The sequence below is a fragment of the Rhodococcus sp. FW305-130 genome (assembly GCF_058788335.1).
Genome location: NZ_JBYTAP010000004.1, coordinates 183,922 through 209,098 on the forward strand (window position 1 = coordinate 183,922; position 25,177 = coordinate 209,098).

The 25,177-nt window shown below is 60.8% G+C and carries 21 protein-coding genes; 12 read left to right on the forward strand and 9 right to left on the reverse strand.

Annotated features, from left to right (window positions below; translation table 11 throughout):
- Positions 1 to 74 precede the first annotated feature (74 nt).
- Entirely contained in the window at positions 75 to 1,565 is a 1,491-nt protein-coding gene (pdxR, locus tag AC3WQS_RS13970) for a MocR-like pyridoxine biosynthesis transcription factor PdxR (RefSeq protein ID WP_157902070.1), read from the forward strand.
- Here the strand turns inward: pdxR and AC3WQS_RS13975 are convergent.
- Both AC3WQS_RS13975 and AC3WQS_RS13980 read right to left on the reverse strand, forming a co-directional pair.
- Entirely contained in the window at positions 1,555 to 2,814 is a 1,260-nt protein-coding gene (locus AC3WQS_RS13975) for a Glu/Leu/Phe/Val family dehydrogenase (protein WP_047889334.1), read from the reverse strand. The two genes, pdxR and AC3WQS_RS13975, sit on opposite strands and share 11 nt — an antisense overlap.
- A complete protein-coding gene (locus AC3WQS_RS13980) occupies positions 2,811 to 4,163 on the reverse strand; it encodes an aspartate aminotransferase family protein (RefSeq protein ID WP_047889335.1) in 1,353 nt (450 codons plus the stop codon). Before AC3WQS_RS13980 ends, AC3WQS_RS13975 begins: the two co-directional genes overlap by 4 nt.
- 321 nt (positions 4,164 to 4,484) lie before the next feature.
- On the opposite strand from AC3WQS_RS13980, the gene AC3WQS_RS13985 reads away from it, so the two are divergent.
- Genes AC3WQS_RS13985 through AC3WQS_RS14005 form a run of 5 tightly spaced genes read left to right on the forward strand, consistent with a single transcriptional unit; the run spans position 4,485 to position 9,238 of the window.
- Complete coding sequence (locus tag AC3WQS_RS13985) at positions 4,485 to 5,222, forward strand: SDR family NAD(P)-dependent oxidoreductase (RefSeq protein ID WP_080909426.1); 738 nt, start codon at positions 4,485 to 4,487, stop codon at positions 5,220 to 5,222.
- The gene (locus AC3WQS_RS13990; RefSeq protein ID WP_080909336.1) at positions 5,219 to 6,121 is read left to right on the forward strand and encodes an ABC transporter permease; all 903 of its coding nucleotides are present in this window, start codon (positions 5,219 to 5,221) and stop codon (positions 6,119 to 6,121) included. The genes AC3WQS_RS13985 and AC3WQS_RS13990 overlap by 4 nt, the downstream gene beginning before the upstream one ends.
- Positions 6,118 to 7,188: a taurine ABC transporter substrate-binding protein gene (locus AC3WQS_RS13995; protein ID WP_047889336.1), complete on the forward strand. Its 1,071-nt coding sequence runs from the start codon at positions 6,118 to 6,120 to the stop codon at positions 7,186 to 7,188. The genes AC3WQS_RS13990 and AC3WQS_RS13995 overlap by 4 nt, the downstream gene beginning before the upstream one ends.
- Complete coding sequence (locus AC3WQS_RS14000; protein WP_047889337.1) at positions 7,185 to 8,009, forward strand: ABC transporter ATP-binding protein; 825 nt, start codon at positions 7,185 to 7,187, stop codon at positions 8,007 to 8,009. The genes AC3WQS_RS13995 and AC3WQS_RS14000 overlap by 4 nt, the downstream gene beginning before the upstream one ends.
- Before the next feature lie 17 nt (positions 8,010 to 8,026).
- A complete protein-coding gene (locus tag AC3WQS_RS14005; RefSeq protein ID WP_080909334.1) occupies positions 8,027 to 9,238 on the forward strand; it encodes a lipase family protein in 1,212 nt (403 codons plus the stop codon).
- A 49-nt stretch (positions 9,239 to 9,287) separates the two neighbouring features.
- Here AC3WQS_RS14005 and AC3WQS_RS14010 read toward each other — a convergent pair whose 3' ends face one another.
- Positions 9,288 to 10,937, reverse strand: a complete 1,650-nt coding sequence (locus tag AC3WQS_RS14010; protein WP_060938732.1) for a class I adenylate-forming enzyme family protein — start codon at positions 10,935 to 10,937, stop codon at positions 9,288 to 9,290.
- Complete coding sequence (locus tag AC3WQS_RS14015; protein WP_047889339.1) at positions 10,934 to 11,887, reverse strand: cyclase family protein; 954 nt, start codon at positions 11,885 to 11,887, stop codon at positions 10,934 to 10,936. The genes AC3WQS_RS14010 and AC3WQS_RS14015 overlap by 4 nt, the downstream gene beginning before the upstream one ends.
- Before the next feature lie 115 nt (positions 11,888 to 12,002).
- Here AC3WQS_RS14015 and AC3WQS_RS14020 point away from each other — a divergent pair, with 115 nt between their 5' ends.
- On the forward strand, positions 12,003 to 12,929 hold the full coding sequence (locus tag AC3WQS_RS14020; RefSeq protein ID WP_029254130.1) for a TetR-type transcription factor C-terminal domain-containing protein: 927 nt from the start codon (positions 12,003 to 12,005) through the stop codon (positions 12,927 to 12,929).
- 46 nt (positions 12,930 to 12,975) lie between these two features.
- Positions 12,976 to 14,703 (forward strand): oleate hydratase, encoded by a 1,728-nt coding sequence (locus AC3WQS_RS14025; protein ID WP_492712083.1) that lies wholly within the window; start codon positions 12,976 to 12,978, stop codon positions 14,701 to 14,703.
- 7 nt (positions 14,704 to 14,710) lie between these two features.
- Here AC3WQS_RS14025 and AC3WQS_RS14030 read toward each other — a convergent pair whose 3' ends face one another.
- Both AC3WQS_RS14030 and AC3WQS_RS14035 read right to left on the reverse strand, forming a co-directional pair.
- Positions 14,711 to 15,088 carry a DUF5313 family protein gene (locus AC3WQS_RS14030; protein ID WP_003943558.1) on the reverse strand — a complete coding sequence of 126 codons (378 nt, stop codon included), beginning with the start codon at positions 15,086 to 15,088 and terminating at the stop codon, positions 14,711 to 14,713.
- A 30-nt stretch (positions 15,089 to 15,118) separates the two neighbouring features.
- Positions 15,119 to 16,090: a GlxA family transcriptional regulator gene (locus AC3WQS_RS14035; protein WP_021342360.1), complete on the reverse strand. Its 972-nt coding sequence runs from the start codon at positions 16,088 to 16,090 to the stop codon at positions 15,119 to 15,121.
- Positions 16,091 to 16,161: 71 nt separating this feature from the next.
- Between AC3WQS_RS14035 and AC3WQS_RS14040 the strand changes: the two genes are divergently transcribed.
- From AC3WQS_RS14040 to AC3WQS_RS14050, 3 genes are all read left to right on the forward strand, one after another.
- Positions 16,162 to 17,478 (forward strand): MFS transporter, encoded by a 1,317-nt coding sequence (locus tag AC3WQS_RS14040; protein WP_021332663.1) that lies wholly within the window; start codon positions 16,162 to 16,164, stop codon positions 17,476 to 17,478.
- Positions 17,479 to 17,556: 78 nt separating this feature from the next.
- Positions 17,557 to 19,110: a succinic semialdehyde dehydrogenase gene (locus AC3WQS_RS14045; RefSeq protein WP_003943578.1), complete on the forward strand. Its 1,554-nt coding sequence runs from the start codon at positions 17,557 to 17,559 to the stop codon at positions 19,108 to 19,110.
- A gap of 3 nt (positions 19,111 to 19,113) precedes the next feature.
- Positions 19,114 to 19,557 carry an SRPBCC family protein gene (locus tag AC3WQS_RS14050; protein WP_019746286.1) on the forward strand — a complete coding sequence of 148 codons (444 nt, stop codon included), beginning with the start codon at positions 19,114 to 19,116 and terminating at the stop codon, positions 19,555 to 19,557.
- A 55-nt stretch (positions 19,558 to 19,612) separates the two neighbouring features.
- Here the strand turns inward: AC3WQS_RS14050 and AC3WQS_RS14055 are convergent, their stop codons facing one another.
- From AC3WQS_RS14055 to AC3WQS_RS14065, 3 genes are read right to left on the reverse strand one after another with little or no spacing between them, the layout of a single operon-like run.
- A complete protein-coding gene (locus AC3WQS_RS14055; protein WP_259121297.1) occupies positions 19,613 to 20,974 on the reverse strand; it encodes an MFS transporter in 1,362 nt (453 codons plus the stop codon).
- A gap of 60 nt (positions 20,975 to 21,034) precedes the next feature.
- Complete coding sequence (locus tag AC3WQS_RS14060) at positions 21,035 to 21,772, reverse strand: SDR family NAD(P)-dependent oxidoreductase (protein WP_019746288.1); 738 nt, start codon at positions 21,770 to 21,772, stop codon at positions 21,035 to 21,037.
- A 15-nt stretch (positions 21,773 to 21,787) separates the two neighbouring features.
- The gene (locus AC3WQS_RS14065; protein ID WP_256065318.1) at positions 21,788 to 22,501 is read right to left on the reverse strand and encodes a GntR family transcriptional regulator; all 714 of its coding nucleotides are present in this window, start codon (positions 22,499 to 22,501) and stop codon (positions 21,788 to 21,790) included.
- 441 nt (positions 22,502 to 22,942) lie between these two features.
- Between AC3WQS_RS14065 and AC3WQS_RS14070 the strand changes: the two genes are divergently transcribed.
- Positions 22,943 to 25,123: an alpha-ketoacid dehydrogenase subunit alpha/beta gene (locus AC3WQS_RS14070; protein ID WP_492712036.1), complete on the forward strand. Its 2,181-nt coding sequence runs from the start codon at positions 22,943 to 22,945 to the stop codon at positions 25,121 to 25,123.
- Positions 25,124 to 25,177 lie beyond the last annotated feature (54 nt).

Sequence of the window (25,177 nt, forward strand, 5' to 3'; positions counted from 1 at the left end):
CCGGAAGATCCAGATCGTGCAAGCATTGAGGGGGCCAGTACCAGGAGGAACCGCAGTTGAGATCACACGAGAATTTGGATGATTTTCTAGCGGGCCGGTCGGCGTATCTCGATGCAGACACCACGATGCCGATGTACCGCCGCGTGCGCGCGATGATCGAAGATCTCCTTGCCCGAGGAGTATTCGACGGCGGACGGCCTATGCCGTCGACGCGGTACCTCTCCCAGGAACTCGGGGTCTCACGTAACACCGTTGCTGCCGCATACGACGAGTTGATTGCGCTCGGTGTGATCGAGAGCAGGCCTCGCAGTGGGCTTTACGCGGCAACGCCGCTGACACGCGCCGCGGCCGAGTCCGTCTCGTCGGCCGAACCCGTCGATTGGTCCACGTTGCTCCGACCCCGTGAGAGCGTCGAATTCACTCGTACTCTCGGGCATCCCGACGCTTTCGACTACCCGTACCCGTTCATCAGCTCCCAGCCCGAATTGCGTTCCTTCCCCGTGCGCGGTTGGTTGCGCGCCGCGAGTGAGGCAATGACCGGGCCGCATCTGCGATACAGCGTCCGTGACGCCGTCGATCAAGATGATCCGTTGCTCGTCGAGGCGCTCCGCAAGGAGATCCTGCCGTCGCGAGGAATCGAAGCGAGTTCCGACGAGATTTTGGTGACCAGCGGCACCCAGCAAGGGCTTTCGCTGATCGCCGATGTTCTGCTCGGGTCGGGCAAGATAATGGGTTTTGAGAACCCCGGATACCTCGATGCGATGCACATCTTCAAGCGCTCCGGTGTGGAATTGTCCCCGGTCCCGGTGGACGGTAGGGGGGCGGTGTTCGATCGATCGACGGTGTTCGATGCCATGTACCTCACACCGAGCCACCACCACCCCACCAACGTCACGCTGAGTCTGCCGCGCCGGAAGCTACTTCTCGAATTGCTCGAAGAGAGAAACGGTTTCGTGATCGAGGACGACTACGACAGTGAATTCCGCTTTCGCGGTCGGCCGACCCCCTCGCTGAAATCGATCGGAGACAACCGTCGAGTCATCTACCTCGGATCCTTCTCGAAATTTCTCTCGGCGGGTCTTCGGATCGGTTACATCGTCGCCGATGCTCCAGTCATTGCCGCACTTCGGGCCGAGCGTCATCATCGAACCAAACACCTGCCCGGTCACATCCAGCGCTCGCTCGCGCTTTTCATCACCTCGGGGGACTACCACAAGGTTCTGCGCTCGCACCGTCGTCGACTCAAGCAGAATTGGGAGATCATCACCGAGTCGATCAACACGTACATGCCACGTGTGGAAGCATCATCGTTTCCTCCGGGCGGTGTCAGTGTCTGGTACACCGGCCCGGAGGATCTCGACGCTGCAGAGTTGACCGAAAGGGCAGCGAAGCAGGGGATTCTTGTTGCTGACGGATCGCGATACTTCTTTCCCGGCACCGGCTCGCACAATTGCTTGCGGCTGGGCTTCGGTTCGATAGCCCAGCAGTCGATCGAGCCCGGCATCGCCCTGCTCGGGGGTATTGCTCATCGAATGCTCGACGAGACTCGCCGAATCAGTGGGTGAGGCCCCTGGCTCGGTGTGCTCTGGCAACCCGGCCGACCGCGAGAGCCATCGCGGCGCGTCTGAGTGTGGATCCGGTAGTCGCAGCCTGATCGAGTACCGACGACCACGCTGCGGTCATTCGATCATCCAGTCCACGCTCGACGTCGGAGAGCGTCCACCAGTAACCTTGTTGTGCCTGAACCCATTCGAAATACGAGACCACAACTCCTCCGGCATTTGCGAGGATATCCGGCACCACAAGCACTCCGGATCGTTCGAGGATCCTGTCCGCCTCGGCCGTGGTCGGTCCGTTTGCGCCCTCCACGATGATGCGAGCACACACCCGAGATGCATTGTCGGCATTGACAACGCCCTCGACTGCCGCCGGCACCAACAGGTCGACATCCAGTTCGAGTACCGCCGCCGGATCAATCGGGAGTCCTCCACCGAACGCCGCAACTGTGCCACGTTCTTCGGAATGTGCCCGCAGACGCGACAAGTCGAGACCGTCGGCGTTGTGCACTGCGCCGAATCTGTCACTGACGGAGATGATTCGAACCCCCGCCTCGGCAAGGTAGTCTGCGGCATCCGCGCCGACTTTGCCGTATCCCTGAACGACTGCCGTCGCCGAGGACGGTGCAATGCCTTCTTTCGCCAAAGCCAACAGCGAGATGTGAGCGACGCCGCGAGAAGTGGACGTCCGTCGGCCGAGCGAGCCGCCGAGATCAAGGGGCTTGCCTGTCACAACGCCCGGGACACCACGACCCCGAGTTGCGGAATATGCGTCCATCATCCAGGCCATGGTCTGCTCGTCGGTGCCGACGTCCGGAGCGGGAATATCGTTGTCCGGCCCTATGACGGGTGAGATTCCCTGGGTGTACGTCCGGGTGAGACGTTCGAGTTCGGCGGGGGACAGTGTCCGGGGATCGACGTCGACTCCGCCTTTCGCCCCGCCGTAGGGGATGTCGAGAAGCGCACACTTCCATGTCATCCACATCGCCAGAGCACGGACTTCGTCCAGATTTACCTCGGAGCTGTATCGGATCCCACCCTTGGCCGGCCCGCGGGCGATGCTGTGCTGCACCCGGTATCCGGTGAAGACCTCCACGTCGCCGTTGTCGCGGACAAGAGGAACGCTGACGGTCGTTTCACGCCTGGCAGCGCCGAGGATGCGGTGCAAACCTTCGGGGTAGCCCAGGACTGCCACTGCCTCCGCGAGTTGAACACGCGCGTCGTCGAGCGCATTCGCCTGAACTGTCGGCACTGTCACCGGGGGCCGTCGTAGTAGGAATCGGCTACGTCCAGCGCAGTGTCGAGCATGGCAAGCGCAGCGTCGACTTGTGCGGGGGTCACGGTGCACGGCGGGACCACGTGGATGCGGTGGTAGTTGTTGAAGACCAGCAGCCCCGCCTCCCGCGCCGCTGTCATGGTCCGACCGATCGCAGCGTTGGTGCCGCCGTACGGGGACAGTGGTTCGCGTGTCTCACGGTTCGTGACGAGATCGAGTGCCCAGAAGACTCCGAGACCTCGGACGTCTCCGACGCTCGGGTGTTTGTCAGTGAGAGCAGCGAGCCCCGGACCGAGTGACGTGCGGCCGATGAACTCGGCATTCTCGACTATGCGTTCCTCGTGCATCGTCGTGATGGTGGCCACGGCGGCGGCGCAGGCGAGCGGGTGGCCGGAGTACGTCATGCCGCCGGGGTACGGACGCTCGGCAAACGAGTTGTAGATCTTCTCACCGACGATGACTCCACCGAGGGGCACGTAGCCGGAGTTCACTCCCTTGGCGAAGGTGATGAGATCGGGGACGACATCGTAGTGGTCGATTGCCAGCCAGGCTCCCGTGCGACCGAAGCCGGACATGACTTCGTCACAAATCATGACGATGCCGTATCGGTCGCAGATGTCCCGGACACCCTTCAGGTATCCGGGCGGTGGCGGCATGATGCCGGACGTGCCGGGAACCGATTCGACGATGATTGCTGCAAACGCTGACGGACCTTCGAATCGGATCAGAGTTTCGAGGTGCTCCAGTGCGCGCTCGGACTCCTGTTGCTCCGTCTCGGAACGAAACTCGGACCGATAGAGAAACGGTCCGTGAAAGTGGACAGCTCCTGAGTTGCCGTAGTCGTTCGGCCAGCGACGGTGATCGCCGGAGAGATTGATAGTCTCCGCCGTCGCACCGTGGTAGGAGCGGTACGCCGAGAGAATCTTGTATCGACCGGTGTGGAGGCGCGCCATGCGGATTGCGTGCTCGTTGGAATCCGCACCGCCACTGGTGAAGAAGACTCGATCCATCCCCTCGGGGGAGATCTCGGCGATCAGTCGCGCCGCTTCGGACCGAGCCTCGTTCGCGTGAGCAGGTGCGATGGTGCACAATTTCGCTGCCTGTTCCTGGACGGCGGCGACAACCTTCGGGTGCTGATGTCCTACGTTGGTGTAGACGAGTTGCGAGGAGAAGTCGAGATATTCCTTGCCTTCGCCATCCCAGAGGTAGCAACCTTCACTACGTTCGACAACCATGGGTTGCAACGACTTCTGAGCCGACCACGAGTGGAAGACATGCGCTCGATCCAGTTCGTAGGTCCGTTGTGACGTGCTGAGTGCGGGAGCTGCCATGGCAGAAACCTCCTGATCGAGGGTTGAACTTCTTCAGTCCACTCAATGATGGAGAACAGTGGTGGCCCGTCGCCAGATCCAGATCGGACGCGATCTGGAGGGGCCAGTTACACAGAGGAACCATCGCGTTAACACGAGTCGAGTACGTTACGACTGGCCCGAGAAAATGACCCTGCAGGTGGCACTGGAGCAGGTGCCAGATTATGAGCAGACTGGTGAGCAGTTCATTCGATGCCGATGGGAATCTCCCAGGGCATGAACAACATTCACCAGCAGGATTCTGCAGCATCATTCTCGAAGGAGTTCCCCACTATGTCCGTCATGAAGACTCCAGTAGCTGTGGTCACCGGGGCCAGCAGTGGCATCGGCGCGGCGACGGTTCGGCACCTCGTCAAGGAGGGATTCGATGTGGTGATGGGTGCGCGCAGGATGGATCGGCTAGAGGAGTTGGCGGCCGAAACGGGCGCTCGCGCTCTACCTCTCGACGTGACCGACGTCGCCTCGGTTGATGCTTTCTGCAACCTGATCGAGCGCTGTGACGTGTTGGTCAACAATGCCGGTGGCGCGCTCGGCGCAGACAGTATCGCCGATACCGACGAGGCGGACTGGACCGCGATGTTCGATGTGAATGTCCTGGGTGTCCTGCGCGTCACGCAACGGTTGCTGCCACGGTTACGTGAGAGCGGGAACGCCACCGTCGTGAGTATCGGATCGATCGCCGGCCGCGAGCCGTATCTGGGAGGGGGAGGGTACAACGCTGCGAAACATGCTGTGACAGCACTCACTCGGGTGTTGCGACTCGAACTTCTCGGAGAGCCGATCCGTGTCTGTCAGATCGATCCGGGCATGGTGGAGACGGAGTTCAGCATGGTGCGCTTCGGCGGTGACAAGGAGCGTGCCGCCGCCGTGTACGCCGGCGCCGATCCACTGACCGCCGACGATATCGCGGATTGCGTTGCTTGGGTCGTCACTCGCCCGAGTCGGGTCAACGTCGACTCGATGCTTGTACTGGCCCGCGATCAGACCTCGGCTCAGCGAGTACACAGGAGGACCGCATGACCACCACCAGTTCCCCGCCGACCGCGGTGGCGCCGTCGTTGGAGACCGGGAGGCCTGATCGAACACCCCTGCGCAGAAAAAGACACCTGTCGTCGAAGCGATTGCGGTCCATCGGCGTTCGTGTAGTTGCGTTGCTCGTCTTTCTGGTTCTGTGGTGGGGAATCACTGCTGCCGGTGTGATCGACGAATTGTTCCTCCCGTCACCGAAGTCGGTATGGGACGCGTTCGTCAGAGCCAACACGTGGCACCAGATTGCGCCCGGTGTGGATCGTGAAGTCCTCGGTGAGCAGAACTACTTCCTGTGGGAGCATCTGATCGCGAGCGGCCAACGGATCGCTGCCGGAGTCGGTGCGGCCGTGATTGTCGGCCCCCTCATCGGTTTCGCCATGGGGATGTCTGCGCCGATACGCACCTTCGTCGAGCCGTACTTGAACTTTCTTCGTGCATTGCCCCCACTCGGCTACATCGGATTGCTCATCGTTTGGTTCGGTATCGGTGACACTTCGAAGATCTGGCTCCTGTTCCTGGCTGCATTCCCTCCGATAGCCATCGCCACGTTGAACGGAGTCACCTCGGTCAAGGTCGACCAGATCAATGCGGCAAAAGCATTGGGTGCAAGCCGAACCCAGGTTCTGACCAACGTGGTCTTTCCATCGACGCTGCCGGAAGTGATCAACGGCATCCGTATTGCAGTCGGATTCGCGTGGACCACTGTGGTGGCAGCCGAACTCAACAACGGTATTCCGGGCATCGGCGGACTGGCCTATCTGGCCGGAACTCAGCTCGATACGCCGTTGACCATCGCCTGCATCATCGTCATCGGTTGTGCTGCGCTCGTTCTCGACTCTGTGATCAAAGCGATCGGAACAGTCGTGGCGCCATGGAAAGGTAAGGCATGAAAATCAATTCGAGAAAGCTTGTCATCGCCGTCATCGCGTCCGGAACTCTGGGCATGAGCCTGACTGCGTGCGTGGAGACGGGGCGCGGTGAGATGAGTCGATCGACGGGTGCCACGACCAGTTGCCCCGTGACAGTGAACGAGTCGATCACGACTACCGCGCGGATCGGCTACCAGGACATCCCGAACGGCGATCTGATCGTCAAGGATCAAGGTTTGCTGGAAGCCTGCATGCCCAATGCCGATATCACTTGGAGCAAGTTCAGTTCGGGGCAAGACGTCGTCCAAGCCTTCGGTTCTGGCAGCCTCGATCTCGGAACACTCGGTTCGAGTCCCGCTACCATGGCCTTGTCGTCGCCGCTGAACATTCCGATGCAAGTGATATGGATTCAGGATGTGATCGGGAAAGCGGAGTCTCTGGTGGTCAGGGATCCGTCGATCACCACGCTGGAAGGGTTGCGCGGCAAAAAGATCGCAACACCTTTCGGCAGCACCTCTCATTACAGTCTGCTGGCCGCGCTCGGCGCCGCGAACATGTCGGCTGACGTCACTTTGATGAGCCTGAAGCCGGATGCGATGCTCGGCGCTTGGCAGGGCGGCCAGATCGATGCGGCGTGGGTCTGGGACCCGACATTGTCGAAGTTGACAATAGACGGTCGCGTCATCCTGAGTAGTGGGGATGTGGCGAAACAGGGCGCACCCACCTTCGATCTTTCGGGAGCCACAACGGCTTTCACTACATCGAACCCCGAGTTCATGGAGATGTGGACGAAGTTGCAGGACTTTGCGGTCGGACGGATCAACGCCGATCCCACCGCAGCAGCCGTCTCGATGTCTGCACAGCTCGGCATCGCACCGGACGTGATCATTCCTCAGCTCGTGGGGTACACATATCTTTCGGCTGCAGAGCAGGCCGGCCCGGACTATCTCGGTGGGGCTTTTGCGCAGAGTTTGGCAGGAACAGCGGAGTTCCTTCTACAGCAGGGCAATATCGATGCGGTCAGCACGCCCGGCAAGTATGCAGACGGAATCTTCAACGATGCGGTCGCGAAGGTGGGACAGTCATGACAACGGAAGGTACGGACCTCAGTACTCGAGTAGTTCTCACAGAGGTGCGCAAAGAATACGTCACCTCCGACGAAACGGTCGTCGCCCTCTCGTCGACGAGTTTGACCTTCGAGCCCGAGGAATTCGTATGTGTCGTAGGTCCTTCCGGTTGCGGTAAGACTACGCTGCTCCAGATGCTGGCTGGGTTCCAGACGCCCACCGAGGGAACCATCATGGTGGGAAACACCCACATCAAAGGCCCGGACCCGGACCGTGGTGTGGTGTTTCAGCATTCGAATCTGTATCCATGGTTGTCGGTGCGGGGAAACGTCGAGTTCGGGCTCAAGATGAGGGGTGTTCCGCGCCGCGAACGCGCTGACGAAGCCGAACGTATGTTGGAGCTCGTCGGCCTGGAGCAGTACGGAAACCGAAAGCCGTACCAGCTGTCGGGTGGTCAGCAGCAGCGATGCCAGATTGCGCGCGTCCTGATCACCGACCCACGAATCATTCTGATGGACGAGCCTTTCGGCGCTCTCGACGCTATGACACGCGAGAGGCTGCAACTGGAACTGCTCGAGTTGTGGCGTGAGCGTCGCAAGACGGTCTTCTTTGTCACGCACAGTGTCGAGGAGGCGATTTTCCTCGGCACGCGGGTCATCGTGATGGGAGCGCGCCCTGGACGGGTGATCTACGACCGCAAGGTGTGGTTCAAGAAAGGCAGCCCTCGGTCGACCGACACCGAAATCCGCTCGACGCCGGAATTCGTCGCCATGCGAGACGAAGTAGCGGCCAAGATCTACGAAGCACAGGGATTGATCGGCGCCACGGTTGCGCTCCACTGAACGTGAGGATTTTGTAAATGAAAGATGTTCGGAAGAAACGATTTACCCGTACCGCCGGCTGCATCGTCGCCTTGGGTGCGATGGTCTCCATGGTGGCGTGCTCCAACGCGAACGCCGAGGGGTCTCTCTCGTTCGGAGAAGAGCCGCCTGCACCGCTGTCGCCGGGAACATTGGTCACGTCGCACGACTTGACGGAATCGGCCGCATTGCCAAGCGCAGCAAAGAACCAGCGCGTCACTTATATATCCCAAAGTGCCTCCGGCGAAGCCATTCTGGTATCGGGAGTGGTCGCCATCCCCAAGACGCCGGCTCCGGTTGGAGGCTGGCCGGTCGTCAGTTGGGCGCATGGAACCACCGGCGTAGCCGATGCGTGCGCACCTTCCGCTGATACGCCGAACGGACCGGTCCACGACTACCTCTCGGTGGTCGATCAGACCCTTGACCGGTGGGTCGAAAACGGTTACGTCGTGGTGCAGACGGACTACGAGGGCCTGGGCACACCCGGCGGTCATCCGTACATGAACGGAACCAGTGAAGCCAATGCCGTAACCGACATCGTTCGCGCTGCGCGTCAGATCGACGAGCACGTCGGCAAGGACTGGTTTGCCATGGGCCACAGCCAAGGCGGGCAAGCTGTGGTCTTCACCTCGGCTATCGGCAAGGACCGAGCACCTGAGCTGAACTTGAAGGGTGCGGTGTCGATCGCTCCAGGGAACGGAACCGCGCAGATTCCGGAACTGGTCGCGTCCGGTAATCAATCTATGGCAGGTGGAGTGCCATTCGTTCCGATCATTCTTCTCGGAGTCCAGGCAGTCGATCCGTCGGTCGTCCCCGAGCAACTTCTCTCGGATCAAGCGCAACCGCTGCTCGAGGCAGCGCGGACTGGTTGCCTGGCGGCGGTGAGAGCAGTGCCGCCGGTTCCCGTCGACCAGATCTTTCGTGAGGGCGCAGACCTGACAGCTCTAACGGCGAACTTGAACGAACAGGAATTGACGACTGTTGCGCCAAAGGTGCCGACGCTGTTCGCGCAGGGGACGGCTGACGTTCTGGTGTCGGTGGCCAGTACCACCGGCGCGGTAGAGGATTTCTGCGCCAAAGGGTCGGCTGTCGAATTCAAGACCTATGAGGGCGCCGACCACCGTGGCGCAATCGCGGCTTCCTACGAAGACGCGAAGGACTTCACGAGCAGGATCCTCGCGGGTGGTCGCGTGACGCCAGGTACTTGCTGAACGACATGTCGGAGGGCGGGCGAGCCTGGAGGCCCGCCCGCCTTCGTCGTCAAGAGGTCGTGCGCAGCTCCCGTCGCAAGATCTTGCCCGTGACGGTCTTGGGCAGTTCCTCCACCAGCACCACGGAGCGTGGGTACTTGTACGCCGCCATCCGCTGCTTGCAGTGATCGATCAAGTCTTCCGGCGTCACCGAGGCCCCCGCGACGAGGCTGACAAACGCCTTCACCGTCTCACCGCGGTATTCGTCGGCGATCCCGACGACTGCCGCCTCACGGACTGCGGGGTGCTCGGCAAGAACGTCCTCGACCTCGCGTGGCCACACCTTGTAGCCGGACGCAATGATCATGTCCTTCTTACGGTCGACGACGTAGAACCAGCCGGCTTCGTCCATGAAACCAACGTCGCCGGTGTGGAACCACCCGTCGCGAATGGCCGACGCACTCTCCTCCGGCTTGTTCCAGTAACCGCGCACCACCTGTGGACCACGGACGACCAATTCACCGATCTCTCCGATCGGCAGGACCGCACCGCCCTCGTCTTCGATGCGGACCACGGTGTTGGGTACTGGAACGCCGACGGACAGTGCCCCGGACGTGGGGTCGACGGGCGTGTCCGCCCCGACGGGAACGGCGTGAGTGGGCGACGTGGTCTCGGTCAGCCCGTAGATGTTGTGCAGCGCAGCACCGGTCATGGCGCGGACTGCCTCGGCGGCTGTCGGCGAGATGGGTGCGCCGCCGGAATACAGCAACCGCATGGAGGTGAAGTCTGCGGGCGCGCAACCCGGAGTGTTGAGCAGTGCGGTGAACGCAGTGATGGCGCCGACTGTGAATGTCGGGCGGTGCTCACGAATCGCGTCGAGCATCACCTCGGGCTGGAAGCGATAGGCCAGCACCAGCGGCATTCTCGCCAGGACGGACACCGCGATGTGACCGATCAACCCCGTGATGTGGAAGAGCGGTGCTACGCCGAGAACCGTGTCTTTCGGGGTGAGCCCCAGCCAGTCACGGTAGACCTGGGCGTTGAAGGTCATATTCGCGTGAGAGGTCATCGCTCCCTTCGGCGGACCTGTGGTTCCCGACGTATAGGTCAGTACCGCAATGTCTTCCGGTGCAGCGTCGGTAGTGATCGGATCGCCGAGACGATGCTGGTCGATCAGCGTCGCGAGATCGTCGGTACCGAGATCCTTCTTCACGATTCCGTCGAAAACCCGTGGATCGTTGCGGCTTTGGTACTCGAGTTCCGAGGTGGTGATGACTCGCCTGACCGGCGAGTCGGAGACGACGTTGCGGCCGACGGACTCGTAGAGCCCCTCGAGAGCGATCAGAACCGCTGCTCCGGAATCTTCGAGTTGGTATCCCAGTTCTCGTTCACGGCTCATGGGATTGATCGAGACTGCGACGCCGCCGGCTTTCCAGATTCCGGCGAGGGCGAGCACGAATTGCGGAACGTTCTGCAGGAAGAGTGCGACACGGTCTCCCTTCGTCAGACCACCTGCTCGTAGTGCGCGGGCCAGGGCGTCACTCTGCTGATCCAGTTCGGCGAAACTGAGTTGACCGTCGAAGTACTTCACAGCCGTGGCGTCCGGATCAGAGCGGACCGCCGCCGCCAACATTTCGAGCATTGTGGGCTGTTCGACGTCGATGTCGGGGGGAACGTCGTTGCGGTACAACGCCAACCAAGGGCGATCTTCGTATGTCATTTGATGGCAACCGGATTCACGGGAGAGCCGCTGGCCTTGGCAACCTTGAGCGGTGCGGCGACGTACAAGAACGTGTACTGGCCGTCGGACGCGCAGTCCGCGGCCAGCTTCTCCAGATCGCAGATCTCGGTGAACACCACACCGAGGTTGCGCATCAATGCGTTGTGGAGAACCAGTGCCACACCGTTTTCGGGGTCGGTGGTGACCTCGTTGGCAATGGTGTCGGTGACGAGGTTCGGAATCTCCATGTCCTGGAACCACTGGACGAGTTCGGGGCTGTAGATCAAGCCGGGCTCGCAGAAGCCCTCGTAGAAGGCCTCGCCTTGGTCGAAGAACAGCTTGAGGAAGTTGGTGCGGATGACGAGAATGTCACGCTTCTCGATGGTGACGCCCTGCGCTTCGGCGCAGGCCAAAAGATCTTGGTGCGTGAAGGTTTCGGCCTTGTCGAGGTTTTCCTTGCCGCGGAACTTCGCCATGTCGAGAAGTACTGCGCGTCCGACGACGCCGCGGTCGGCAATCGGTTCGACGCTGGCCTTCTCCAGGCCGCCGACAGTGGTATCAGCCGAGTATCCGTTCCACAGGGCGCCGTCGTACCAGACGTGGCCGAGTGCGTCGTACTGCGTCGAGCCCTGCAGGAATGCGTCGATCTTGTCGTCCGCGTAATGCAGGCCGCCGGGGAAGTTGGGGGCGTCGTCGCCGTCCCAGCTGCTCTCGTCGAAGATCTGTGTGCGCTCGGCGGGGCTCCGGCCCGGCCAGACCGGATCACCCTTGGGATCGCCGATAAGACGTTGGAGTGTGAACACGGAACCCTGCTTGATGGTTCCGACGCCGCGAAGCACCTGTCCGGCGTCGAGGTAGTTCAGTGAACCGACCTCGTCGGACTCTCCCCACTTGCCCCAGTTGCTGGGTGCGTCGCGCAGGAGTTCTCCAAGATATGGCGCCTCGGTCATGGTGATTCGATCCTCTCGCTACCGACACCGAACGATCGCTCGGGCGGACCTGGGTCTTTGTGATCCACATCATGTTCAGGCCGATAACTAGTAGTCAACACGTTCATAGATTTCCGTGGTCATCGCATTGTTGGAAATCCTATGTTCGGCAATACTGAACACTGTGACCGAATTTGAGAATGCTGTCCTGATCGGGGCGTCGATCCGGCAAGCGCGGCGTCACAGCGGGCTCTCGCTGCGTGAATTGGCCAGGCGTCTCGATGTCAGCCCGGCTACCCTCAGCGCTGTCGAGACCGGAAAGACCAGAGTCAGCGTCGACCGGTTGGCGGCAATCGGCGGGATTCTCGGAGTGCGTTTCGACGCTCTGCTCCCGGCTGCGATAGTGCGTCCGCCGGAACAGCCGCGATGGGGAGGCGACGACGCCGACCCGGACGCACATTTTCGCCCGAACGAGTGGCGAAGGTTCGGTCCGAGTTCGTTCGATCCGGTGTTGGCTGCCGCGCTCGCGGAGATGGTGAAGACCGGATATCACGGCGCTGCGATGCGTGAGATCGCCAAACGTGCGCAGATGAGTGTTCCGGGTCTGTATCACCACTATTCCAGTAAGCAACAGATGTTGGCCGAAATTCTCGACCTCACCATGGCTGAACTCAACACGAGATCGTTGGCGGCTATCGAAGAGGGCGAAAGTCCCGACGAAAGATTGGCTTTCCTTGTCGAATGTGTGACCTTGTTCCATATCTATCGGCGTGATCAAGGATTTCTCGGCGCCAGTGAAATGCGCAGTCTCACAGCCGAGAACAGGTTGCGCATCACGGAATCACGCAACTACCAGCAATGGTTGATGACGAAGCAAGTGGACGACGGAATCGCCGCCGGTGTGTTCGAGACGGATCGGCCGCGACAGGCCGCGCGTGCGATTGTCGTGATGTGTGTCTCTGTCGCGCAATGGTATCGGCCGAGTGGGCCGCAAACGCCCGAGGAAATTGCACGTGACTACGTGCGTTTTGCGCTCGATCTGGTGCGCCTTCAGCGACCGTGACGGACGTCATCCGGTTCGGGTGATGCGCCTGCGGACAAACGGGTCCATGCTTGGAAGGTATCCGTACCGCGACTCGAGTAAGGAACGAAACCCAATGTCTTCCAATCTGTCTCACAAGGCCTACATGATCGGTGCCGGCATCGGAAACCTCTCGGCTGCCGTCTATCTGATTCGAGACGGTGAGTGGAACGGTGAGGACATCACCATCATGGGCCTGGACATGCACGGAGCGAACGACGGCGAATCCGCCGCTACGTTTCAGCACCAGTACGGCCATCGCGAACTCGGTAACGACGCGGGTTTCATCAACCGCGGCGGCCGCATGCTCAACGAGGAAACCTACGAGAACCTCTGGGACATATTGAGTGCGGTTCCGTCGCTGGACAACCCGGGAAAGTCGGTGACGGATGACATTCTCGACTTCGACCACGCGCACCCCACGCATGACGTCGCACGGTTGATCGACCGAGACGGTATTCGCAACAAGGGCGAGAACGATTACAAGCACATGCAATTCGACAACAAGGACCGGTACTTGTTGACGAAGCTGATGACGATGCCGGAGTCGGACGAGGCAAAACTCGACGACATCAGCATCGAGCAGTGGTTCGAGGACACTCCGCACTTCTTCACCACCAACTTCTGGTACATGTGGGAGACCACTTTCGCTTTCAAGCGGGTGAGTTCGGCGATGGAGCTTCGCCGGTACATGAACCGAATGATTCTCGAGTTCAGCCGCATTCAGACGCTTGCGGGTGTCACCAGGTCCCCGTACAACCAGTACGAGAGCATCGTCTTGCCGATGCGGACCTTCCTCGAAGGTAAGGGCGTGAAGTTCGTCAACGAACTGAAGATCACGGAGTTCGTGTTCAAGGACACCCCGCTTCGAGACGAGATCATCGTGACGGGACTCGATTACGAGAACGTCCGCACCGGCGAGAAGGGCCGAATCGACGTGGCGGAAGGCGATTTCGTCTTCGACACCAACGGCAGCATCACCGACAGTTCGTCGATCGGCGATCTCGACACCCCGATCGTCGAAGACATGAGATACGCGCCGAGTGCGCTGCTGTGGAAGCAGGCCACCGAGCATTTCTACGATCTCGGGAATCCCGACAAGTTCTTCGGGGACCGGGCGCAGAGTGAGTGGACCAGCTTCACCGTCACCACTTCGTCACACGAGCTCATCAACGAGATTTCCCGAATCACCAAGCAGCTCCCCGGAAATGCACTCAACACGTTCGTGGACTCGAACGTGCTTCTGTCGATCGTGGTTCACCATCAGCCGCACTACCACGCGCAGAAGGAGAACGAAGGAGTCTTCTGGGGTTACTGTCTGTTCCCGCGCAAGGACGGCGACTACGTGAAGAAGCCGTTCATCGAGATGACCGGCCGGGAAATGCTGGAAGAGACTCTCGGGCATCTCGAGGCACTCGACGAGAGCGGTGCGCTCGCCGCGCGCCGACAAGAGATTATGGACAGCGTCGTGAATTCGATTCCCAGCCACATGCCTTACGCCAGTGCGCTGTTCAATCGGCGAGCCGTCGGCGACCGGCCGCTGGTGGTGCCGAAGCACTCCAAGAACCTGGCCTTCATCAGTCAGTTCGCGGAGTTGCCGTTCGACATGGTGTTCACAGAGCAGTACTCGGTGCGGTGCGCTCAGGTGGCCGTCTACAAGTTCCTGGGGATTCCGGAAGACAAGCTCACCAAGATGCATCACTACGAGAAGGATCCGAAGGTCCTCGCCAAGGCCGCAGTGACGATGTTCCGCTGAGGGGTGCTCAGCGACCGTGCCGCTTCTCGTAGTCCTCGCGAGTGCGATCGGCACGGCGCTGGGCCTTCTCGTCGAGCAGTTCGGGATCGAGTCCGTGGCTCAGCAGGCGGTGACGGCGGTAGATGGTCCCGAGCGCCACGACGAAGTACGCGAGCGGGATGAGCAGCAAAGCCATCATGGCCAAGGGAATCCAGATCGGTCCCGGAATCAACAGGAACAGCAGAAGAATCAGCGTCGCCGGCACGGTGAAACGAATGATGTAGCGAGCCTGCGCACCCGGTCCGACCAGATCGTTCCGCACCCAGTCCTGGTACCGGTCGGGGAGCGTCTTCCCCAGGAGGTATCCGCAGTACTGGGGGAAGTTCGGGCGAGTCTGTTCGGCCATGGCCTCCAGGATAGTGCCTGGTACTGCCGCTTACGCCGGTGCCTTGAACGTGCGTCGGTAGGCGCTCGGTGAAACGCCGAGCGCCTCGTTCATGTGTTGACGCATCGATGTCGCGGTCCCGAAGCCGGTTCGAGCTGCAATTGCATCGATCGACAGATCGGATTCCTCCAGCAATTCACGTGCCCGATCGACGCGTCTGCTGGTCAACCAGCGGTTCGGTGTGGTTCCGACTTCGTCGCGGAATCGACGACTGAAGGTGCGGACGCTCATGTTGGCACGCGTCGCCAGGTCTGCCAGCGTGATCGGATCGCCGAGATGTTCGAGGGCCCAGTGCCGAGCGTCGGCAGTCGATTCCGAAGGCTTGTCGGCCAGTGGGCGGCGGATGTACTGCGCTTGGCCACCGTCGCGCCACGGCGGTACGACGCAACGCCTCGCGACGGTGTTCGCCACTTCCATGCCGTGGTCGCGCCTGACGATGTGCAGACAGAGGTCAACGCCTGACGCCACGCCGGCCGAGGTCAGGATGTGGCCTTCGTCGACGAACAGCACGTCGGGATCCACGTTCACCTTGGGATAGACACGCTGGAAATGGTCGGTGTTGCGCCAATGCGTCGTAGCGCGGAGTCCGTCGAGCAAACCTGCCGCGGCGAGGATGTACGAACCGGTGCAGATCGAGACCAGCCGGGTCCCCGGGCGGATGCGGTCGAATGCTGCGGCCAATTCGGGGGAGAGATACCCCTCGTCGAAGGCCGGGCCTAATTCGTACGACGCGGGGATGACGACGGTGTCGGCGGTGGCGAGCAACTCGCTCCCATGGTCGACCGAAATGCTGAAGTCAGCGTCGGTCCGCACGGGATTGCCGTCGATTGTGCACGTCAGGATCTCGTACAGCGGCCGATCCTCGACGTCGATGGCACGCCCGAAGATACGCGCGGGGATCCCGAGTTCGAAGGGAATGACTCCGTTCAGAGCCAGTACGACGACGCGATGCGGACCAGACATGGCTCGATTCTTTCATATATTGGCAATCTGGCCACTGTTCTCGATCGAATCCGAACTGCAGAATTCTCTCTGTGACTTCTGAGACCGCTCTCCCCGAATCGGGCCCGCAGCAGGTGAGCCCCCCGCGCTTTCACCGCGCGTGGTCCGTCGCGATCGTGGCATTCCTGGCATTGGTCGGTGCGGCGAGCTTCCGCGCTGCCCCATCGGTGCTGATCGATCCGCTGCACGAGGATTTCGGGTGGTCGCGCGCCAGCATCTCGGCCGCCGTCTCGGTCAACCTGATCCTGTACGGGCTGACCTCGCCGTTCGCCGCTGCCCTGATGGAAAGGTTCGGTATCCGGGCGGTCGTCACTTCGGCGTTGGCGCTCATCTCGCTCGGCAGTGGTCTCACGATCTTCATGACCTCGAGTTGGCAGCTCATTCTGCTGTGGGGTGTGTTCGTCGGCCTCGGTACGGGTTCGATGGCGCTGGCGTTTGTCGCCACCGTCGTCGATCGCTGGTTCGTCGAAAAGCGTGGTCTCGTGACCGGCATCCTGACGGCCGGTGGTGCTGCCGGTCAGCTGGTGTTCCTGCCGGTCCTGGCGAAGCTCGCGGAAACGTACGACTGGAAGAGCGTCGCCTTCACAGTTTCGTTTGCCGCACTGGCCGTCGTGCCGTTCGTTCTGCTGTTCCTGCGTAACTATCCGTCAGACGTGGGAACGACGCCGTACGGCGCGCCCGCCGATTACGCCCCACCCGCCAAGCCTGTCTACCAGCGCGGCGGCGCCGGAGGCCGGGCGATCTCGGTGCTGGTGATGGCGTCGAAGACCAAGGTGTTCTGGCTTCTCGCCGGTACCTTCGCGATTTGCGGCGCGAGCACCAACGGCCTGATCGGAACGCACTTCGTCCCGGCGTCGCACGATCACGGAATGCCGATCACGACGGCCGCGTCCCTGTTGGCGTTGATCGGAATCCTCGACATGGTCGGCACCATTGCTTCGGGTTGGTTCACCGACCGGATGGACTCGCGAAAACTTCTCGGCATCTACTACCTCTTCCGCGGAATCTCGCTGCTCTTCCTGCCGCTGCTGCTTGCCAACACTGTGAATCCGCCGATGATCGCGTTTGTCATCTTCTACGGGCTCGATTGGGTGGCGACGGTTCCGCCGACCGTCGCGCTGTGCCGTCAGCACTTCGGCGCCGACGCTCCCATCGTGTTCGGTTGGGTGCTGGCATCTCATCAGATCGGCGCGGGTCTGGTGGCATTCTTGGCCGGCCTCGTTCGTGATCAGATCGGCTCGTACGACGCTGCATTCTTGGTGGCCGGCGCGCTCTGCGCGATCGCTGCAGTCATGTCGTTGTTGATCGCAAAACGTCCGAAAGAGGCAGTATTGGTTGACTCTGTCTGATTCGGCACTGTGATCGGTACCACCGACGGGGTAAGTTGTGTGTAACTCCAAGAACTACTCACCAGTAGGGGTACTGAAATGCCTGCTCCGTCCGCTGCGACCTTCTCGCGGCTCGCCGATCTGATCGCCATCGACAATGTTGCCGATCGCCCGACGAAGTCCATCACCGAGGTGTTCACCGGCAAGGAGCTGGCGACCATCCCCGTTGGCACCGCCGACGACGCACTTGCGGCCATCGCCCGTGCCCGCGTCGCCCAGAAGGAATGGGCCAAGCGCTCCGTCCTCGACCGCGCTGCCGTCTTCCACCGCTACCGCGACCTCATCCTCGAGAACCGCGACGCCCTCATGGACATGGCTCAGGCCGAGACCGGAAAGTCGCGTACCGCAGCTCAGGAAGAAGTCCTCGACATCTCGATGACGTCGCGTCACTACGCACGTGTGGCTCCGAAGCTGCTGCGCCCGCGTCGCGTCTCCGGCATGCTCCCGGGTCTGACGAAGACCGTCGTCCGCTACCAGCCCAAGGGTGTCGTCGGCGTCATCTCGCCGTGGAACTACCCGATGACGCTGGCCGTGTCCGACGCCATCGCCGCGCTGCTCGCGGGCAACGCCGTTGTCCTCAAGCCGGACAGCCAGACGCCGTACTGCGCGCTCGCCTGCGTCGAACTGCTCTACAAGGCGGGACTGCCCCGCGACCTCTTCGCCGTGGTTCCCGGACCGGGCTCCGTCGTGGGCACCGCGTTGGTCGAGAACACCGACTACCTCATGTTCACCGGTTCCACCGCGACCGGTCAGCTCCTCGCCGAGCAGGCCGGCCGTCGACTGATCGGCTTCTCCGCCGAACTCGGTGGCAAGAACCCGATGATCGTCGCGGCCGGCGCAGACCTGCGCGAGGTCACCGACGCCGCTGTGCGTGCGTGCTTCTCCAACTCCGGTCAGCTGTGCATCTCCATCGAGCGCATCTACGTCGAAGAGTCCATCGCACCCGAGTTCATCCGTATGTTCGGTGACCGCGTCAAGAAGATGAACCTCGCCGCTGGTTACGAATTCGGAATCGAGATGGGCAGCCTCGTCTCCGAGGCCCAGGTCAAGGCAATCTCCGCGCATGTCGACGACGCAGTGGTCAAGGGCGCCACCGTCATTGCCGGCGGCAAGGCCCGCCCGGACATCGGACCGCTGTTCTACGAGCCCACGCTGCTCACCGGGGTTCCCGAAGACGCCGAGTGCTACCGCGACGAGACCTTCGGGCCGCTCGTCTCGATCTACCCCGTCAAGGACGTCGAAGAGGCCATCGCTGCGGCCAACGACACCGAGTACGGCCTCAACGCCAGTGTGTGGGCGGGAAGCAAGGCTGCCGGCGAAGCCATCGCAGCGCGCATCCACGCCGGCACCGTCAACGTCGACGAGGGTTACGCACCCACCTGGGGCAGCACCGCAGCACCGATGGGCGGCATGGGTGTCTCGGGCGTCGGTCGTCGTCACGGCGCCGAGGGGCTGATCAAGTACACCGAGCCGCAGACCGTTGCCACCACCCGCGTCATGAATCTCGGTGGACCGCGCGGACTTCCGGCCAAGGTGTGGGCAAAGCTCATGCCTCACGCAATCAAGATCATGTCCTGGGTTCCGGGCCGGTAACGGGTGGAAACCGCCAGCGCGTACATCGAGGCAACTCCCGTATCGGTGTGGAAGGTTGTCAGCGACATCGAAGGTATGGGTCGCTTCAGCCCTGAAAACACCGGTGGAACATGGACTTCCGGAACCCCGGGCACCGTGGGCGCAAAGTTCAAGGGCACCAACAAGCACGGCCTGATTCGGTGGAGCACGCACTGCACGGTGGTCGACGTGGTCGACTGCCGGAAGTTCTCCTTCGAATCGGACGAGCCGAAGGCTCGGTGGACGTACGTGCTCGAACCTTCGGGAACGGGCACCGTGCTTACCGAGACTCGTGAGATCTATGCGACGCCTGCGCTTTACGTCCGCATGATGTCGGGTAGCGGCCTACTCGGTCGGGGTCGAGATCAGCTGATGCAGACCGGAATGGAAACCACTCTGGCGCGCATCAAGGCGTTTCTGGAGAGCTAGAAACATACACAAGTGGGACTGCACTCGATTCGAGTGCAGCCCCACTGTTTTGTCTCTATCTGTTCGACAGCTCGCCGATGTCGGAAGTCGACACCCGATTCTCGTTCTTGCCGGCATTGCGGAAAGGCATGCCGACCGTACGGAGGTCGATTCCCTTGGTCTCCTTCATGATCAAGGCGGCAATAAGGGAGAGCAGGCACAGTGCTCCGACGTACACAGAGAACACCCATCCGAGATCTCGCGAGGTCAACCAGGTGTTCAGGTATGGCGCCGTACCGCCGAAGATCGCAACGGACAGCGAGGTAGCGAAGCCGACTCCCATCGCGCGTGCACGGGTCGGGACGAGTTCGGACATGAGCGCCGGATACATCGCGGACGCGCAGCACCATACCGCCAATCCCATCGCCTGCGTCACGAACAAGGTCCACGGCTGGGCGGTAAGGATAGCCGCGATCGGCAGTACGAGGACAGCGCCGGAAATGCCGAAGGCTGCCGCCATGGTACGCCGACCGTACTTGTCCGAGAGGTGACCCGAGAGTGGAAGTAGTGCCAGCACAACGAGTTGGGCAAGCAAGCTTGCAATGAAGGCTCCGTTGGGATCCATTCCCTTCGCTGAAATTGCATACGCTGACGCGAAGGTGGCCCAAGTGTAGTAGGCCGCGTTCTGCCCCGCAGACAGCATGAGAATCAGCACACCGATCTTGACAATGTCCTTTCGTGCGATCGGAGGTGCCGTGGCTGCAGAATCCGAATTCTCTTCGAAGTGAGGCGATTCGGATGCTGCACGACGCAAGAACAATGCGTAGAGACCGAGTACGGCCCCGATGGCGAAAGCAATTCGCCATCCGTATCTGCTCATGTCGTCTTTTCCGAGGATCCCCGTCAACAATGCTGCGACGAGAGTCGCCAGCATTACTCCGAAGGTGACAGCCGTGAATACCGAACTGCCCCAGAGCCCTCGGCGATCTCGAGGCGAGATCTCACCGACGTAGGTGTAGGAAACGCCGGCCTCCCCTCCATGCGCGAGGCCCTGCGTCAGACGTGCAATCAAGAGCGCGAGCGACGCCCACACCCCAATGCTCTCGTAGCTCGGGATCAATGCAATTGCCAGGCTTGCAACGGCCATCAGGCACATCGTGAGCACCATCGTGAATTTTCGACCCTTGCGGTCCGCCAGGCGCCCGAAGACAAGGCCACCGAACGGCCTCGCCACGAATCCGACTGCGAACACCGCAAGTGTCGACAGCAGGGCAGAAGTGGGATCGCTGTCATCGAAGAAGTTCGAGGCCAGGTATGTGGAGAAGATTGCGTACAGAGTCCAATCGAACCATTCGAGGATGTTTCCGGACACGGCTGCCCGGAGCGAACGGGCGCGATCTAGTGCGGGGGTTTCTTCCGGAGGTGCAGAGCTGTTCATGTGAGCCTTCTCGAGATGTCAGTATGTTTGTCGTTCAACAAGTTCGCTGGATATGGGCGTTCAGCCCATATGGAGTCCGCCGTTCACATGAATCACTTCGCCGTGCACGAAACTCGCGGCTGGACTGCACAAGAACCCGACCACGGAAGCAACCTCGGCGGCGCGGCCGAATCGGCCCATCGGCGTCGAACGGATGAGGTGGTCGTTTTGGCTGTTGACCAAATTTGCAGTCATCGGTGTTTCGATGATGCCGGGCGATACTGCATTGACTCGGATCGATCCGCCCAGTTCCCAAGCGAGACTGCGAGTGAAAGCGAGTAGTCCACCTTTTGATGCCGCGTAGTGAGCGTGATTTCGACTGCCGCGATGGCCTGCCATGGATGTCAGATTGACGATCGAGCTGCCGTCACGCATCACCGGAATGGCGGCGCGTGTCAAATACATTGCCCCGTCGAGGTTGACGGACATGACCGTCCGCCATTGCTGGTCGGTCATCAACTCCACTGACTGTTCGGGATAGATCCCCGCAGCGACGATCAGATGGTCGATCCCCCCGAAATGCCTTTGCGCAACCGCAACGAAGTGATCATTGCTTTCAGGTGAAGCAGCATCGAGTTCGGTTGTCGCTATACGATTTCCGTCAGGATCCAGGGAGGCTCTGATTGCGGAGAGTGCTTGTGTATCCAGGTCGCCGAGTACCAGATTCGCCCCTGCTGCGTACATCTGCTCGGATACCTGCCTGGCAATTCCGCCTGCGGCTCCGGATATTGCAATGGTGCGATCGGTGAAGTCGTACAAGTCGCTTTCCTTTGATCAGCGCACTTTCGACGAACCTCCCGGCGAAGAATCAGGATGGGTGCTGTCGAAAAGTTCGGGATGCTTGGTTAATTCGGTTCTGGTTCTTCGTATGTGGCCGGTCAGGCACCGTTCGGCATCGATCTCGTCTTTGCGCACGATGGCTTCGATCAGTAAGCGATGTTCGTAGTTGATGACCCAGGTTCGATCGGGACCCGTCAGTCGGGCATATGCCCGACGGTAATGCTGAGTGGTATTCCAAAACCGCGTCACCATAGTTATCAACTGAGGAATCTCGCAACCGCTGTAAGTGAGTAGATGCAACTCCCGGTCCAGTACCAGGAATCGGTCTACGTCCTCGTTGGCTTCGATCTCTTCCTGGATACTCCAGAGTCGATCATGCACACTGCTGTTCAGATGCGGGATGCTCTCCGCCAGCGCCATGGGCTCGATACGTTCGCGAATGCGATACACGAAATCGCATTCCTGCATATCCATCGAGGACACCCACGCGCCGCTGTTCGCCTTCAGTTCGACCAGGCCTTCGGATTCGAGCATGCGCAGCGCTTCTCGCACCGGTAGTCGACTCGCGCCGAGTCGTTCGGCTATCTCCTCCTGGCGGATTCGAACTCCGGGGAGTAGGCGTCCGGAAAGTATGTCTTCGCGGATATGGGCAGCGATGCGGTGGCTCGCGACCGTGGTGGGGCCGTTCGCAGAATCGGCTTCGGACAACGGTGCTCCTCGAGATGGGGGACGGGCGCAGTTCTGCTCGGCCACGGATCGAGCGGGTGCCGTAGTTCATTGTTCACTGCGGACATGCGTGATGGTGTTCGGGATGATCCGTGTCGCGGATTGGATCCAATTGTGCCTGTTTGCATGTTTGACCGCGGGTGCGATCTGGGTCGAATGCTTCACCGCTTTGGATCCAATCGCTTAAGTTTGCATGCCGGACAAAACTCACAGCTCGTATGTTGCGCGGTGTTGCACCAGTTCGTCAAGTGGGGCAGGCCACATTTGCTTCCGATAGAGACCTGGTCGGGTTTGCGAATGGATCCATTCGATGGCAATGTGAGGCCCAACACGGAAAGTGGACCGCCCCGCGCGAGTCCCTCCGCGCTGTCCAGACGCGCTGCCAAAGCTTGGCCGTCCAAAGGCCTGATCCGGAGACTGACTATGACCACGCACAAGAAACTCACCGCAGCATCACCATGGGTGGAACTGGCAACATCGAACAAGGACTGGGATGCGGCCGCCCCGTCGCTTCTCGCCACGATGCTGGCTCAGACGATCTTGATCCGATCCTTCGAGGAATACGTCCTGGAGTTGGCGGGGAAGGGACTGATCCACGGTCCGGCCCACTCCAGCATCGGACAAGAGGGTGGGGCTGTGGGGTCGATCGTCGGCCTCACATCCGCTGACTCCATCAACGGTTCCCACCGCGGACATCATCAGTTCCTTGCCAAGGCGCTGGCCCATGTGGCTGTCGACGGTTTGGATCCGACCGCTGAACTCTCGCCAGAGGTCCGTACCGTACTGACCCGCAGCCTCGCAGAGATCTGTGGTCTGTCGCGCGGCTACTGCCGTGGTCGTGGCGGGTCCATGCACCTGCAGTGGAAAGAAGCCGGCGCGATGGGTACGAATGCGATCGTCGGAGGCGGGGTACCGCAAGCTGCAGGGTTTGCCTGGGCGCACCGTCAGGCAGGAACCGATGCCGTCGCAGTTACCTATTTCGGTGATGGCGCGGTCAACATCGGTTCGGTACTCGAATCGTTCAATCTGGCAGCAGCCTGGGATCTTCCGATCTGCTTCTTCATCGAGAACAACCAATATGCGGTTTCCACACATGTCGCGGAAGCGACCGGTGAACCGCGATTGTCGGCACGCGGGCTCGGGTTCAACATTCCTAGTTGGAAGGTTGACGGTATGGACCCACTTGCGGTCCACCTCGCGATGCAGGAGGCCCTCACCCATATGCGTTCGGGTAAGGGCCCGACGATCATCGAAGCTGATGTCTACCGCTTCTTTCACCAGAACGGTCCATTCCCGGGCAGCGCTTTCGGCTATCGCACGAAGGACGAAGAAAAGGCCTGGAAAAAGCGCGATCCGCTTCGTCTGCTCACCGATCAAGTAGTCCGTCGGAAGCTGCTGACGGAAGCCGACGTAGCCAAGGCGGTCGCGCAAGCCTCCCGAGTAATGCAGGAGATCGGTGGCGAGCTGCTGGAAACAGTGCCAGGGGGCAAGCCTGGCGAGGCCAGAATCAAGGCATCGGAATGGCCGGATGTGAACTTCGTCGATGTCGGGATACGTGGTGATCTCAGTGAGTTCGGGGGTGCCCGATTCGTCGAGCCAGAGGAGTTCGCCGGCGAGATGGTCGATCGGAAGTTCATCGACGTCGTGGCGGAGGTGATGGACCGTCGCATGGACGCCGACAACTCCATTGTCGTGATGGGTGAGGACATTCATCGCTTGAAGGGCGGAACGAACGGCGCTACAAAAGGATTGGCTGATCGATACCCGGGCAGAGTGCTCGGCACTCCGATCAGTGAGAATGCGTTCGCAGGCCTCGGTGGCGGAATCGCATTGGACGGACGGTACAAACCAGTCGTCGAATTCATGTACGCCGATTTCATGTGGGTGGCAGCCGACCAGATCTTCAATCAGATCGGAAAGGCGCGACATATGTTCGGAGGGGACAGCAACATTCCATTCGTATTGCGCAGCAAGGTCGCTATGGGGACCGGCTACGGCTCGCAACATTCCATGGACCCTGCCGGCGTGTTTGCAACTGCCCCGGGATGGCGCATCGTCGCACCGTCCACGCCGTACGACTACATCGGCTTGATGAACAGCGCTTTGCAATGCAACGACCCGGTGGTGGTCATCGAGCACGTAGACCTATATGGCACGAGCGGCCAGGCGCCGACCGATGACTACGACTACTTCCTGCCGGTCGGGAAGGCCGCAGTGCGTCGGCGCGGAAGCGATCTCACGATCATTTCCTACCTGTCGATGGTGGGGCATTGCCTCGAGGCAGTGGATGAAATCGGGACAGTCGATGCCGAGGTCATCGATCTCCGTTGGCTCGACCAAGCGAGTATCGACTGGGACACCATTGGCGAAAGCATCAGAAAGACCAACAACGTGGTCATCGCTGAGCAAGGAGCATACGGAACGTCATACGGCGGCTGGCTCAGTGATGAAATCCAGCGCCGATTCTTCGATTGGCTTGATCAGCCCATCCAGCGAGTGACGGGGTCTGAGGCATCGCCGAGCATCAGCAAAGTGCTCGAACGTGCGGCAATTGCACAGACGGATGAAGTGGTCGAAGCGTTGAAGAGGATCACTCGATCGTGAAGCGACCGAACCGAACCCACTTACCCTCATCGGCAGAAATTCTCTAGGAGCAAT